Origin of the sequence: Pseudomonas cerasi (genome assembly GCF_900074915.1) — a bacterium.
In the GTDB taxonomy this organism is placed as follows: Bacteria; Pseudomonadota; Gammaproteobacteria; order Pseudomonadales; family Pseudomonadaceae; genus Aquipseudomonas; species Aquipseudomonas cerasi.
Genome location: NZ_LT222319.1, coordinates 1,993,033 through 2,007,713, shown reverse-complemented (window position 1 = coordinate 2,007,713; position 14,681 = coordinate 1,993,033). Strand labels below are relative to the sequence as shown.

13 protein-coding genes are annotated in these 14,681 nt (G+C 59.6%); all 13 read right to left on the bottom strand.

Annotated features, from left to right (window positions below):
• Positions 1-405 precede the first annotated feature (405 nt).
• On the bottom strand, positions 406-1,809 hold the full coding sequence (locus PCPL58_RS11685; protein ID WP_065349456.1) for a flagellar hook-length control protein FliK: 1,404 nt from the start codon (positions 1,807-1,809) through the stop codon (positions 406-408).
• A 108-nt stretch (positions 1,810-1,917) separates the two neighbouring features.
• Entirely contained in the window at positions 1,918-2,274 is a 357-nt protein-coding gene (locus tag PCPL58_RS11680) for an Hpt domain-containing protein (protein WP_003370135.1), read from the bottom strand.
• 34 nt (positions 2,275-2,308) lie between these two features.
• Positions 2,309-4,015: a fused response regulator/phosphatase gene (locus PCPL58_RS11675; RefSeq protein ID WP_003370133.1), complete on the bottom strand. Its 1,707-nt coding sequence runs from the start codon at positions 4,013-4,015 to the stop codon at positions 2,309-2,311.
• A complete protein-coding gene (locus tag PCPL58_RS11670; RefSeq protein WP_003370131.1) occupies positions 3,975-4,322 on the bottom strand; it encodes an STAS domain-containing protein in 348 nt (115 codons plus the stop codon). Before PCPL58_RS11670 ends, PCPL58_RS11675 begins: the two co-directional genes overlap by 41 nt.
• 83 nt (positions 4,323-4,405) lie before the next feature.
• The gene (fliJ, locus tag PCPL58_RS11665; protein ID WP_002554288.1) at positions 4,406-4,855 is read right to left on the bottom strand and encodes a flagellar export protein FliJ; all 450 of its coding nucleotides are present in this window, start codon (positions 4,853-4,855) and stop codon (positions 4,406-4,408) included.
• A 6-nt stretch (positions 4,856-4,861) separates the two neighbouring features.
• On the bottom strand, positions 4,862-6,220 hold the full coding sequence (gene fliI, locus PCPL58_RS11660; protein WP_065349455.1) for a flagellar protein export ATPase FliI: 1,359 nt from the start codon (positions 6,218-6,220) through the stop codon (positions 4,862-4,864).
• Entirely contained in the window at positions 6,210-7,028 is an 819-nt protein-coding gene (fliH, locus tag PCPL58_RS11655; protein ID WP_044309029.1) for a flagellar assembly protein FliH, read from the bottom strand. The genes fliI and fliH overlap by 11 nt, the downstream gene beginning before the upstream one ends.
• A gap of 15 nt (positions 7,029-7,043) precedes the next feature.
• The gene (gene fliG / locus PCPL58_RS11650) at positions 7,044-8,060 is read right to left on the bottom strand and encodes a flagellar motor switch protein FliG (protein ID WP_003316807.1); all 1,017 of its coding nucleotides are present in this window, start codon (positions 8,058-8,060) and stop codon (positions 7,044-7,046) included.
• Entirely contained in the window at positions 8,053-9,837 is a 1,785-nt protein-coding gene (gene fliF, locus PCPL58_RS11645) for a flagellar basal-body MS-ring/collar protein FliF (RefSeq protein WP_003436100.1), read from the bottom strand. Before fliF ends, fliG begins: the two co-directional genes overlap by 8 nt.
• 15 nt (positions 9,838-9,852) lie before the next feature.
• Positions 9,853-10,182, bottom strand: coding sequence for a flagellar hook-basal body complex protein FliE (gene fliE / locus PCPL58_RS11640; protein ID WP_002554293.1), 330 nt, complete (start codon positions 10,180-10,182; stop codon positions 9,853-9,855).
• A 243-nt stretch (positions 10,183-10,425) separates the two neighbouring features.
• Positions 10,426-11,841: a sigma-54-dependent transcriptional regulator gene (locus tag PCPL58_RS11635; RefSeq protein ID WP_065349454.1), complete on the bottom strand. Its 1,416-nt coding sequence runs from the start codon at positions 11,839-11,841 to the stop codon at positions 10,426-10,428.
• Entirely contained in the window at positions 11,841-13,055 is a 1,215-nt protein-coding gene (locus tag PCPL58_RS11630) for a sensor histidine kinase (protein WP_065349453.1), read from the bottom strand. The genes PCPL58_RS11635 and PCPL58_RS11630 overlap by 1 nt, the downstream gene beginning before the upstream one ends.
• Positions 13,056-13,177: 122 nt before the next feature.
• Complete coding sequence (gene fleQ, locus PCPL58_RS11625; RefSeq protein ID WP_003316803.1) at positions 13,178-14,653, bottom strand: transcriptional regulator FleQ; 1,476 nt, start codon at positions 14,651-14,653, stop codon at positions 13,178-13,180.
• Between the last annotated feature and the right edge of the window lie 28 nt (positions 14,654-14,681).

Here is a 14,681-nt window from a genome sequence, read left to right as displayed (position 1 = left end):
AGCACTTTAGGGCAGTTTGGCTAAAGGCACAGTTCGGGAGCTAATAACTACCGTTCCTCACGCTCCGCGTGGGAATGCAGTTCATGACGTCGTGTCGCGGCTGCCACGACTATCGTCCCCACGCTCCGCGTGGGAATGCAGTTCGTGACGCTCCGCGTCACACAATGGTTTTTCGTTCTCAGGTGGATTGAGGTTCGACTCAAGTCACCTTTTCGCCCCTCGGCGACCTGCTTTGATGGGGCCAAAGTAGGCAAAACCCGCAACTCCGTTTCCGGCCCGACTTCGCCCTATCACTTACGTCGCAATCTGGGTCATCTGTGCCATCGCGTTAAAAAAGCATTTCTGCGCCATCAAGTTCATGCAATGCATGACATCGCGTCGCGGCTGCCATGCAACTCAAGAGCCTCACGCGTAATAATCGATCTCACTGGTGCCGATCACACGTGCCGCTGGCTGGCTGACCGGAATGGCTGCATCGACGCCTGCGATTTCATCGGAGGTATCGCTGGAACTCATGCCACCGCCACGACCGCTGCGCTGGGCACGGCTGGCCTGCTCCTGAGCCTGTTGCTGGGCCTGCTGTTGCGACTGGTCGGAAACATTGACGTCGACGTTGCCAAGCCCCTGCTGCACGAACGACTCACGCAACTTCGACATCTGGCTTTCCAGTGCATCACGTACACCCATATGGGCGCTCATGAAGGTCACCTGGGTCTGCTGCTCAGGCGCCATGTTGATACGAATATCGAGACGACCGAGCTCAGCAGGTTCCAGCTTGATATCGGCAGTCTTGAGATTCTGGCTCGACAGGTACATGACGCGATCGACGATGCCTTCGGTCCAGCCGCTTTGATGCATGGCCAACGGCTGGTTCATCAAGGGCGCGGCAGGTGCTGCCGCTGCGCGTGCCGGTTGCGCGGCCTGACTGAGCGCAGCGAGGCGATCGGCAAAGTTGTCGACGCGCGTGTCGCCGGCGGCGCCTTTGACATCCTTCAGACCCTCACCGATCAAACCGCTGAACGACTTGTCACTGCTTTCAGTGCTGCTGCCTTCGGAGGGAAGTTGCTCGCTCAGGACCGACAGGTTATTGACGATATTCTGATTGGGGTCAGCTTCAGCGTTGCTCGGCGTCGCCTTGTTGGCAGCCTGGGAGTTCTGCGCAGCCAGTTGAGTCTTGGCAGTGGCGTTTTCCAGCGCCAACTGCACGGCATCCAGACCGTCCAGAGGATCTGCGTCGGGATTGAAGGCGTCTTCGGCTACGACTGGCGGTGCCGCCTGAGTGGTGGTGAGCGCCGAGACCACTGGTGCGGTGACAACTTCCGCACTTGGTGGCGCCTTGGCTACAGGCGCCGCGGGAGCCTGTGCGGCCATTGCCTGCAATGCCGGGTCAAGGGCCGGATCGACGACCGCCTGGCCCTCAGTCAGCGCCGGATCGGCAGAGGCCTGCGCATCGTCCTGCTTCGAGTCGGAATGCGCCGCGTCATCATCCGCACTTGCCGACTTGGCTGGCAAATCATTGCCGCTATCGGCAACGCTCGACTTGTCGGCGGCATTCGCCTGATCGCTTGCAGGCTTGTCCTTGCCAGCGGCAACCTTGTCCTTGTCAGGCGCGGTCTTGTCGCGAGCTGGTTTTACGGGCGTATCGTCACGCGCAGGGACGGTGTCTTTCGCCTGCTTTGCATAGACATTGGAAAAGCTGGAGGCCCCGTCCTTGCTGCTGTCAGCAGACTTGACCGCATTATTGGCCACACCGGACCTGGCGGTCACAGAGGTTGTGGCCTGAAGAAGCGCATTGGTAGCAAGGGGCATTTCGGTCTCCGCATCAGCTGCTGGTTATCGCCTTACCAGAGTAGTTAGCAATATGCGGGCCAATTTTTAAATGATCTCCATAACGGGAATCGAGGGAGACATCAGGGCTCAGCTGACGAACAGCTGCCGCTCGGAATTGAACAACCCGCGAATCGTCATGTATTCGCTGTCGATCGTGCCAATCAATTCTGCCAGACCTGCGAACTGCTGCTGGCGGGCTTGCTCCTCGAGCTGGCGACATAGCTCGGAAAGCTGCAAGGCGCCCATGTTGCTGCTGCTGCCCTTGAAACTGTGAGCATTAAGGCTCAGTTCCTGGAAATCAGGATTGCGCGACCCGACAGCCAGACGCAACTGCGCGATACGCTGCTCGGAATCCTTGAGAAAAACATCCAGCAAAGTTGGATATTCGTCCTCCATGACCTCCTGCAAGGCAGTCAAAACGCTGTAATCCAGATGAATCGACACTTGTTCACTCCTTGATCAAGACTCCAGGCGGGGATTATGCCACTCCCTCCCAGCAAAATTCCACGCAGGCGGTCCTGCCATCCCTGGACCACCTGGCCTCGCGACTCAATTCACAGACCAGATGCAGCCCGCGACCATACAGTTCATTGCTGGCAGGCGTCAGCGTCCGGGTCTTTTCCACATCGAAACCCTGGCCGCTGTCCTCGACACTGAGGGTCAGCCGACCGCCCTGCTCGACCGCTTCGACCTGCAGGCTCACCCGGATGAAGCCTGACTGCAGCCTGTCGAGACGCTCTGCCCGCTGCTGATAATAGAGCGCGAACCCCGTTGCATCATGCTTGAGCGCCGAATCCAACCCTAGCACACCGTGCTCCAGCGCATTGCTGTACAGCTCGCCGAGCACCATGTGCAGTGCGGCACCCTGATCACGCAGGCCATGTACCTCCAGCAGCAATTGCAGGACATAAGGCAGAGGGTTGAAACGCTTGAGCGTCGAGGCACGAAACTCGAAACTGGCCGACCAGTCCAGCGGGCTGGAGGCGCCGCTGTCCGAATACATCATGACAGGCAAATTTTCCAGCGGCGCCTCGACAGCGCTGACCTCCAGCAGGCTGACATCGTCACGCGCCTTGCCGCCAAACTCGTTGAGCGCCACGAGGATCTCCTCGATCAGCAAGTGCGGCTCGCGATTGGCAGACAGAACCTGTCGCAGACGTTGCGCGCCAAACAGCTCTTCCTGACTGTTACTGGTATCAAGCACGCCGTCGGACAGCAGAAAGATGCGGTCACCCGGCGCCAACGGATACACGTCGGTGCGCGCGTCGAAGGCATCGACGCTCAATACGCCCAATGGCAGATGATTCGAGGCCAGCGGCACATGCTCGCCCTGCGCGCCGCGCAACAGGTAGCCGTCGGGCAGGCCACCGCTCCAGACCTCGACCTGCCGCTGCGGCAGATTGATACACAGCAGCGTCGCACAACAAAACATATCGACCGGGAGGATGCGTTTGAGCTTGGCGTTCATTTCACGGAGGATTTCAACCAGGCCATAGCCCTTGGCCGTCATGCCGTAGAACACTTCTGCAAGTGGCATCGCACCCACCGCAGCCGGCAAGCCATGTCCGGTGAAATCCCCGAGCAGCACCTGCATGTGCCCGGCGGGTGTGTAGGCGGCCAGCATCAGGTCGCCGTTGAACAGTGCGTAGGGGGACTGCAGGTAGCGGATATTGCTCGCCCCCAGGCAACCGGCGTGGGCGATCTGATCGAACACCGCCTTGGCGACACGCTGCTCATTGAGCAGATACTCATGGTGCCTGGCGATCTGGTCACGCTGCTGGCGGACAGTTTCGTGCAATACCCGCAGACGGTTCATGGCGTTGAGCTTGGCGGCCAGTACCAGCGGGTTGTAAGGCTTGGACATGAAATCGTCGCCACCGGCGTCCAGGCAACGTGCAAGCGCTTCGCCTTCGGTGAGCGAGGTCAGGAAGATGATCGGCACCAGCGATTCGCCGGTCAATGCCTTGATCCTTCGCGCCGCTTCGAAGCCATCCATGACCGGCATCATGGCGTCCATCAGAATCAACTGCGGGCTTTCAGCCTTGAAGATGGCGACCGCTTCGACACCATTGGCAGCGCTAAGAACCCGGTGCCCCTGCCGCGCTACGATAGTTGAAAGCAGAAGCCGGTCACTGGCGCTGTCGTCAGCGATCAGAATGCACAGTTTTTTCAGGGCTGGTTGCACTGGGTATGCTCAATTCGAACAGCTTCGAGAAATTGGAAATGGCCAGAATCTTCAGCACATCGGGCGTGCAGTTGACCAGGCGCACCAATGCCTTGTCACCCCCGGCGTGATCGCGCAGCAGTAACAGCATCCCCAGCGCAGAGCTGTCCAGGTAATGAGTACCGCGCAGGTCGACCACGTAATTCAGCGACTGCGGATAGTCCTCATAGGCAGCGCGAAACGCCTGATGGGAATTGAAATCGAAGCGTCCTTCGATAAAAAGGGTCAGCGTCTGCCCATCGGCAGAACGTTCGGAAGTGACAGTCATGGGAACCTCGAGGTGTTTCATCACCGAGACATTGATAGCGTAGACCAGCCAGAGAGATCACTGCGGTCTGATTGAGTCAAACGTCAGAATTGTTCATGGCGCGGCAGGCGCTGCGATAACTCGTCGAGCAGTTTCTGCTCGCGCTTGTCCTCCAGCCTGCGCGCCTCGTCCATGTAGCGCTGCACCAGCTTGCGCAAGCCCTCTACCCGCGCGTAGCAATCCTGCCAGGCGCTGCGCGCCCGATCCAGATTGGCTTTGTGCCATTCGAGACTTTTGTATTGCTGGGCAACGGCGACATCGAGCTGACTGAGAAAGCGCTGATAACCCAGCAGCCATTGCCCGGAAACCCCGGCACTGCCGCGCTGCAACCATTGCTGCTGATAATCCTGGCGAAACTGGTCAAGCTCCTGCAGCTTGTTGTTGGCAAGGTTGACCTGCCCCTGGAAGTGCCCAAGGCGCTGGGCGGCGGTTCGCTCGGCAGCTTCTGCCATCTCGACCACTGGCGCCAGACGCGCCGCTCGACTCTGGGCCATGGATTATCAGCCGCCAGGCGCTGGTGCGAAGATCGACGCCAGCGCCTCGCTGCTGCCTTGTATGCTTTCGTTGTCACGCAGGCCCTGACGCTGGTAGCGCACCAGTACCGGATGCAGCGCAATGGCCATGTCCGTTTCGCGATCGCCGCCTGCTACATAGGCCCCCACGCTGATGAGGTCGCGAGTCTGCTGATAGCGTGACCACAACTGTTTGAAATGCTGCGCACGCGCCATGTGCTCGGGGCTGACCACGGCGGGCATGACCCGGCTGATGGACGCTTCGATGTCGATGGCCGGGTAATGCCCCTCTTCGGCCAGGCGCCGGGACAACACGATGTGACCGTCGAGTACGCCACGCGCCGAGTCGGCAATCGGGTCCTGCTGGTCATCACCCTCCGACAGCACCGTGTAAAACGCGGTGATCGAACCACCACCCGCCTCGGCATTGCCGGCGCGTTCTACCAGTTTGGGCAAGCGGGCGAACACCGAAGGCGGATAGCCCTTGGTGGCCGGCGGCTCGCCAATGGCCAGTGCGATTTCCCGCTGAGCCTGAGCAAAACGGGTCAGGGAGTCCATCAGCAACAGGACATTCTTGCCCTTGTCACGAAAGTATTCGGCGATTCGCGTGCAATACATCGCTGCTCGCAAGCGCATCAGAGGCGCGTCATCGGCTGGCGAGGCGACCACCACCGAACGTTTCAGGCCCTCTTCGCCGAGAATGTGCTCGATGAACTCCTTGACCTCACGGCCCCGCTCACCGATCAGGCCGACGACGATGATGTCCGCCTCAGTGAAGCGCGTCATCATGCCGAGCAGCACACTCTTGCCCACGCCCGTACCGGCAAACAGTCCGAGACGCTGACCGCGGCCAACCGTCAATAAACCGTTGATGCAGCGAATACCAACATCCAGTGGCTGGCTGATGGGGTCGCGCTTGAGCGGGTTGATGGTCGGGCCATCCATCGGCACCCAGTCTTCGGCCTTGATCGGCGAGCGACCATCCAGCGGGCGACCGGCACCATCGAGCACCCGGCCCAGCATGCTCATGCCCATCGGCAGGCGACCGGTATCGGCCAGCGGTACGACCCGCGCGCCAGGCGCGATGCCCGCCACGCTGCCGACCGGCATCAGAAACACCTTGCTACCGGAAAAACCCATCACTTCGGCTTCGACTTCAACCGGATGATGGCTGTCGTCATTGATGACCACACAGCGGCTACCCATTGCCGCGCGCAGACCCTCAGCCTCAAGCGTCAGGCCTACCATGCGCAGCAGGCGGCCTTCCACTACGGGCTGGGCAGGCAAACTGATCGACTCGGCATAGGAACCGAGGCGCTTGGCGAAACTGGTGCGTTCAAGGTGCATCGAGGGTATCCGCGTCGGATTCGTCAACATTGGCTGCATTGCCTGGCGAGGCATCCAGATCGACGCTCAGATCGGCTGCCGCAGGATGGGTTACCTGTTCATGCAACTGGTCGTGCATCTTGGAAATTGCCAGGGCGATGCGTGTTTCGACGCTGGCATCGATACGGCTGTGCTCGGTTTCGATACGGCAACCGCCCGGCAGCAAGTCTTCGTCTTCGACGATCTTCCACGACTCCTCATGACGTTCGCGCATGGCCTTGACCAGCAGAAAGTCCTGAGGGTTTATGAAAATTCGCACATTCTGCGCGCCCATCGGTAATAGCTTGAGGGCATCGCGCAGGACGCTGGCAATCTGCGCAGAATCTGTGACCAGTTCACGCTGGATAACCTGACGCGCGATGTGCTCGACCAGGAGAATGACGGCCTTTTCGATCTGAGTGTCCTGCTCGGCGATGGGTGTCAGCAGGTTACCCATCAGCTGTTCCAGGCTGGCGACTTTTGCCGCAAGAACGACCTCCGCTTCCTGACGCACTTTTAGCTGAGTACTGTGAAAACCTTCCTTTTCACCGGTGGCGAAGCCTTCGTTCCAGGCCTCCTGGCGAATACTTTCCAGCTCTTCCAAGGTCAGTGGCTGGACTTCCTCCAGCGGCACTTCTTCCATCTCGGCCGGTTCGTCGACCAGCTCGGGCTCCGGTTCTGGTTCTGGCTCCACGTGCGGATCGAAGCTGGGCAGCGCCCAGATGTCGAGTAACCCGGCGTCCTTGGCGCGAATGAGGTCGCTGGCCGATTCTTTATTGGAACTGGACATGAGTCGGCTGAATCCTTAGATCATTTCCTCGCCACCCTTGCCACCGAGTACGATCTCGCCGGCCTCGGCCATACGACGTGCAATGGTGAGGATTTCTTTCTGGGCGGTTTCCACATCGCTGACACGCACCGGACCTTTTGCTTCCAGGTCGTCGCGGAGAAGCTCGGAGGCACGCTTGGACATGTTCTTGAAGATTTTTTCCTTGATTGCTTCGTCGGAGCCCTTGAGCGCCAGTACCAGCACGTCCGAGGATACTTCGCGCAGCAGCGCCTGGATACCGCGATCGTCCACGTCGGAAAGATTGTTGAAGACGAACATGAGGTCTTCGATCTGCACCGACAGGTCTTCGTCGACCTCGCGGATCGAGTCCATGAGCGAACCTTCGATCGAGCTGTCGAGAAAGTTCATGATATCGGCCGCACGCTTGATACCGCCCAGTGTGGTACGCGACGTGTTGGCGTTACCGGAGAACTGCTTCTCGAGAATCTGGTTCAATTCCTTGAGAGCCGCTGGCTGTACGGTGTTGAGCGAAGACACGCGCAGGATGATATCGAGGCGCACCTTGTGATCGAAATGCCCAAGCACCTCGCCCGCCTGGTCGGCATCGAGATAGGCGACCACGATGGCCTGAATCTGCGGGTGCTCGAAACGGATCACGTCGGCGACCGCACGCGGCTCCATCCACTTGAGGCTGTCCAGGCCGCTGGTATTGCCACCCAGCAGAATCCGGTCGATCAGGCCGTTGGCCTTGTCCTCGCCCAGTGCCTGGGTCAGCATCTTGCGGATATAGCCGTCGGAACCGACGCCAAGGCTGGTCTGATCGCCGACGATGTCGACGAATTCGCTCATGACCTCTTCGACCTGCTCGCGATGCACGTTGCGCATCTGCGCCATCGCCACACCCACTTTCTGGACTTCCTTGGGGCCCATGTGCCGGAGCACCTGAGCCGCATCGGTTTCGCCCAGCGAGAGCAACAGTACAGCCGCTTTTTCAACTTTGGAGAGTTTGGCTACCATGGCTCGTTCATTCATCAGTGTTGATCCACTCTTTCACAACCTGAGCCACACGGCCAGGATCCTCAGCCACCAAACTCTTGATTGCATTCAGCTGTGCGTCATAGCCTTCGGTCGGGCTTGGCAGCAGAATGCTCTGCGGGCCACCCAGACTTACGCGATCGTTGGACAATTCGCCGTCCAGACCGCCCATGCCACCCAGTTCGGCGTCGCCGCCGAAACCTGCCAGTTCCTTGCGCTTGCCATTGGTGATGTTGTTCAACACCGGGCGCAGTACACCGAACACCAGGATCAGGATGAAGATCACGCCAACAGCCTGCTTGACGATGTCCCAGAACCAGGGTTGCGAATAGAACGACGCTTCAGGCAGCACTTCAGCGCGTTCGCTGGAGAACGGCACGTTGATCACGCTGACGCTGTCGCCGCGGCTGGCGTCGAAACCGACGGCATCCTGTACCAGCCGTGTGAAGCGAGCGAGATCCGCCGCGCTCCATGGAGCACGGGTGACTTCGCCATTGGCCGCGTTGGTCTTGACCATGTCATCGACCACTACCGCAACCGAAAGGCGGGTCAGACGGCCCTGTTGCTGCTTGGTGTGACTGATGGAACGGTCAAGCTCGAAGTTCTTGGTCGACTGCACGCGCTTGTCGGCCGGGTATGGCGCCAACGCGGGCTGACCGGTTGCCGGGTCCATGATCTGCTGACCATTAGCATCCAGCAGGGGTTGACCTGGAGCGATAGGGCCGGCTGCACCGGCTGCGCCACCGCCTGCAGTCTGCGGAGCCGTCGCCGGGCCGGGCGGCTGATTACTCAACGCCCCCGGAACGCCGCCCGAGCTTGAGCTGCTGGAACGTTGTTCATTGACCGACTGCTCGCTGCGCAAAGCTGGTTGATCAGGGTTGAAGCTTTCGGCGGTCGATTCGACAGCGCTGAAATCAACCACTGCCGAGACCTCGGCCTTATAGCGGTCATTGCCCAGAATCGGCTGCAGAATGTTCTGCACGCGCTGGGTGAGCATGCTTTCCATGCGACGGCTGTAGTCGAATTGCTTGCCGGCCATGGTCAGCTCGGAGTTTTCCGCCTGATCGGAAAGCAGAGCCCCCTTCTGGTCAACGACGGTAATCTGCGACTTGCTCAGCTCGGGAACACTGGTGGCCACCAGATTGATGATGGCCATGACCTGACTCGGCTCCAGCGAACGACCGGCGTACAGCTCGACCAGTACCGAAGCGCTTGGCTTGCGATCATCACGGACGAATACCGAGCTTTTCGGAATCGCCAGGTGCACGCGGGCACCCTTGACGTTGTTCAACGCAGAAATGGTACGCGCCAGCTCGCCTTCCAGGCCACGACGATAACGCGTGGCTTCCATGAACTGACTGGTGCCCAGCCCCTGATCCTTGTCGAGGATTTCGAAACCGATGTTGGCGTCGTTCTGTACCACACCCGCCTGAGCCAGCTGGATGCGCGCACGCTGCACATCATCGGACTTCACCAACAGCGCACCGGAGTTCGGCTCGACGGTGTAGTTGATGTTCGCTGCAGTCAGGGTGTCCATGATCTGCTTGCTGTCCATGCCCGCCAGACTGCCATAAAGCGGACGATAGTCAGGCTGCTGGGACCAGAGCACCACGGCGAAGCCGATGGCCACGCTCGCGGCAAGACCGACCATGAGGCCGATCTGACGCAGCATGGTCATTTCGGAAAGATTTTCCAGAAAAGACATACCGAACAACGGTTTTCTTTCGGAAGCGCCCGCTCTTGCAGGAACGGTATCGGCAGCTGCTTCAGCCATGACTCAGTACGTCCCTTAAACCGGCATCTGCATGATGTCTTGGTAAGCTTGAACCAGCTTGTTACGTACCTGGGTCAACGCCTGAAAAGACACGCTGGCTTTCTGCGACGAAATCATGACGTCGGTCAGATCCACGCCGCTCTTGCCGATTTCGAATGCATTGGCCAACTGGCTGGAAGCCTGCTGGGTCTGCGCGACCTTGTTGACGGCCTGACCAAGCATGTCAGCGAAGCTGCTGGCACCGGCTTCCTGCGCACCGGACACGGGCTTGGGCGCAGACATCGCGTCCATCTGCATGGCCCGCATATCCAACATCAAGCGATTAAATTCAACACCTTGGCTCATGGACATATCTCTCGTAAGGCCCGCAAATTTTTGACACTGATTCAGCGGGTACAGAAGGTATAGCAACAACGATGCCAGCTAGATGGCGGCAATTTGCCACACCAGATGAGTGCATCATGTCGCTTGACACGAGGTCGCGCCGGACCGCCCGTATTCACGGGGCGCCGGGTTTAATTTCAGGCTTGCATCACAGCAAAAATATTCAGGGACCGCCGATCGGGAACGGCAATCACTGTGCGTTGCTCATGTGGCAAACAGATAGGCCTCCACATCCATTCCGGCGTCACGCATCTGCGCCAGCTTGTAACGCAATGTACGCGGGCTGATACCCAGGCGTTCCGCAGCCTCCTTGCGACGTCCCCGTTCAGAACGCAGGGTGTCGATGATCATTTGAAACTCGTGACGCCTGAGGTCATCGCCCAGCGCGCCGACCGATTCCGGACTGGCGCCGGCACCTGCATTCTCCGCCACGACAGTGCCAGTCACAGCCGCTGCCGCCTCGACAGGCGCAGCAACAGGCAGGCTGGTGACCGGCCCGGACAGACAGAAATCCTGCGCCTGAATCACCCCGCCCTGCTGCAGAATCAAGGCCCGCTGCACGGCGTTATCCAGCTCCCGGACATTTCCGGGCCATGGATAGCTCACCAGACACTGTTGCGCTTCGGCGGAAAGACGCACCGGCGCATGCTTCATTTTATTGACGTGCTTGGCCAGAAGCCGCTCGGCCAATGGCAGAATATCGGCAGTCCTTTGACGCAACGCCTGCCATGCCAGTGGAAATACCGACAGGCGATAAAACAGATCTTCACGGAAACGCCCCGCCGCCACCTCACCCGCCAGATCGCGGTTGGTGGTCGCCACGACGCGAATGTCCAGAAGGATCGGTTTGCGCGCACCGACGCGCTCAACTTCGCGTTCCTGCAACACACGCAGCAATTTGGCTTGCAGCCCCAGAGGCATTTCGGAAATCTCGTCCAGCAGGATTGTCCCGCCGTCCGCCTGCTCGAACTTGCCAGCCTGTGCCGCAATGGCGCCGGTAAACGAACCCTTTTCATGACCGAATAACGTGGCTTCCAGCATATTGTCCGGAATCGCTGCACAGTTGATCGCAATAAAAGGTTTATCGGCACGGGGCGAGTTTTGATGAATGAAACGCGCCAAAACCTCTTTACCGGTCCCGGACTCGCCGGAGATCAGCACGGTGGAATCGCTTTTCGCCACGCGGCTGGCCAGGTTCAGCAACTGGATACTGGCGGGCTCGACAGCAATCGGCCCATCGCGCTCGGCAGGCTCCAGACGACCCTGTGCGTGCCGCCCAACCAGCGCGATCAGCGCCTTGGGCTCGAAGGGCTTGACCAGGTAATCCGCAGCCCCCTGGCGCATAGCCTCGACCGCGCGCTCGACTGCGCCATGCGCAGTCATCAGCAACACCGGCAATTGCGGATGCCGGCTGCGCAACAGACTCAGCAACTGGTGACCGTCCATGCCCGGCATGTTGACGTCACTGATCACCAGACTGAAGGGCCGCGCCTCGGCGGCCACCAGCGCCTCTTCGGCGGAACCGACCGCCTGATAGCCATAACCGGCCAGCTCGAGGGTTTCCCCAAGCGCTTCGCGGAGTGAACGGTCATCCTCGACCAGCAGCACATTGATCGGCATCAGTTATTACCTGTCGAACTGGAAGCCGGGATCAATGGCAGACTGATAATGGCGCAGGTACCACGGCCAACCCGCGACAAATAATGCACGCGCCCCTGATGCGCACGCGACACCGCAGTTACCACGGCCAGACCAAGCCCTGTGCCGGTGGTCTTGGTGGTAAAGAACGGCTCACCGATGCGAGCCAGACCGGCCTTGTCAATGCCGCTGCCGTTATCGCTGAAGCAGATCCGCAGCACATTGCCGCGACTGTAGGCGTGAATCTTCAGCAGTGTCCGGCCAGCGCTGGCCTGGACAGCGTTTTCAATCAGATTGAGCAGTGCGCCGACCAATGTGTCGCGATTGCACAGCAGCTCGCCATCGATGCTGTCGCACTGCCAGCGTACCGACACGCCCTGAACATGCGTCGCAGCAGCATTTTGCAGCGCCTGAAACAGATCACCAGGCTCCAGACGATCCGTCAACGGCAGCTCGCCCCGGGCGAACACCAGCATGTCGCGAACCTGATGCTCCAGCTCATGCAAACGATCCTTGAGCCGCGCAGCGAAACGCTGCTGGGTTTCCACCGGAAGTTCCTGCTCGGTCAAATGGCTGGCGTAGATCATGGCGGCGGATAACGGTGTACGAATCTGATGCGCCAGAGAAGCGACCATACGGCCCAGTGACGACAGGCGCTCGTGACGAGCCAGCTGTTCCTGAAGATGACGGGTTTCGGTCAGGTCATTGAGCAGCACCAGCTGCCCTGGCTCGGCATCCAGCGAACGCGTGGCAATGGAAAGCCTGCGGCCATCCTTGAGCGAGACTTCGTGGCCATCATCTTCACGGGGTGCAAAACAGCGGCTGATCACATGACGCCAGAGCATGCCCAACAGCGGCTGACCAAGCAGGTCGATGGCCGCCGGATTGGCTTCGCGCACGACGCCCATGCCATCAATGACGATCACCCCGCCGGGAAGCAGATCGAGCAGATTCTGCAGTCGGTTGGCCAGGCGTTCTTTTTCCGCCAGCTCCTGAAGGCGCTGGGCACCGGCATGAGCCAGTTCGCCCTTGAGCTCGGTGACGCGCGCTTCAAGCAAGCCGTAGGAGTCGGTCAGTTGCGCCGACATTTGATTGAACAGCGAGAATGCCTGCTCAAGCCCCTGACGACTTTCCAGTTCCGGGGAGTACTGAGCCTGAACAGATAGGGCGGAAGTCAGTTGGGCGGCCTGGGACATGATTCATCTCTCTCGTGGCGAACCGTCAGTAAACGGTGTGTTAAGAGAGACTTAGCAATCCCCGTGCCTAAAAAAAACCCCTGAAAAATCAGGGGCTTGGTTTTTGGCACAAAAAACCGGCGTCAATCATCTGCCTGTTCATCGCCCTCACGACGACTCATACCGTACTTGCGCATCTTCTCGACCAGCGTGGTCCGACGAATGCGCAGGCGCTCCGCAGCGCGAGCAACGATACCGTTGGCATCGTCCAGCGCCTGCTGAATAAGGCCCTGCTCCAGACCACCGAGGTAGTCTTTCAGATCGAGCCCTTCAGGCGGCAGCATCGCGCCGGAAGCGAAGTTCGGCGTATTGCTGTTGATCGCCACACGCTCTTCGATCTCGCTGCGCATGCTGTCGACCATCTGCTCGTCTTCGTCGTCGACGTAGCGAAACTTCTTTGGCAGCTCGGCTACACCAATCACACCATACGGATGCATGATCGCCATGCGCTCGACCAGGTTGGCCAGCTCACGGACGTTGCCCGGCCAGGCATGGCGACACAGCGACATGATGGCTGCGGAGTTGAAGCGAATCGAACCGCGCTTCTCGTGCTCCATACGCGAAATCAATTCGTTCATGAGCAGCGGGATGTCTTCGACACGCTCACGCAACGGCGCCATCTCGATCGGGAACACGTTGAGACGGTAGTAAAGATCTTCGCGGAAGCTGCCCAGCTCGATCATGGTCTCGAGATTCTTGTGCGTTGCGGCGATGATGCGCACATCGATGCTCTGCGTCTTGTTGCTGCCCACACGCTCGAACGTGCGCTCCTGCAAGACGCGCAGCAGCTTGACCTGCATCGGCAGCGGCATGTCGCCGATTTCGTCAAGGAACAAGGTGCCGCCGTTGGCCAGCTCGAAGCGGCCGGCACGGCTGGTGATCGCGCCGGTAAACGCGCCCTTCTCGTGTCCGAACAGCTCGCTTTCGAGCAGTTCGGCCGGAATGGCACCGCAGTTGACCGGCACGAACGGCGCATCTCGGCGCTTGGAGTGGTAGTGCAGGTTACGCGCAACCACTTCCTTGCCCGTCCCCGACTCACCAAGGATCAGTACGCTGGCGTCGGTGTCAGCGACCTGCTGCATCATCTGCCGCACGTGCTGAATCGCGCGACTGGTACCTACCAGACTGCGGAACAGGTTCGGTTCACGATGACGACCGCGCTCGCGAGCCTGGTCGTACATCTCGCGGTAGACCTGGGCACGGTGCAGCGAATCGAGCAGCTTGCTGTAGCTGGGTGGCATTTCGAGTGCGGAGAGCACTCGCCTGCGCAAATCCTCGGGCAATTCGACAGAAGAATTTTCGCTCATCAGCAGCACAGGAAGGAACTCATCCCATGCCGCGATGGTCTTAAGGAGCCCTTGCAGGCTGCCCGGCGCGTTTACGCTGCCGACCAGTACGCACAGTACTTCTCGTGGAGACGCCAGAGAGCCGACCACCTGCTGCCAGTCCTGACTGGAACAGGAGAGATTTTCTTCGCCAAGAAAATTCAGGATCACCGCCAGATCCCGGCGGCGCTGGCTATCGTCATCGATTAGCAGAATCTTGATTTCACGCCACATGCAATAGCAACTTCCCTAGTCAACTCAA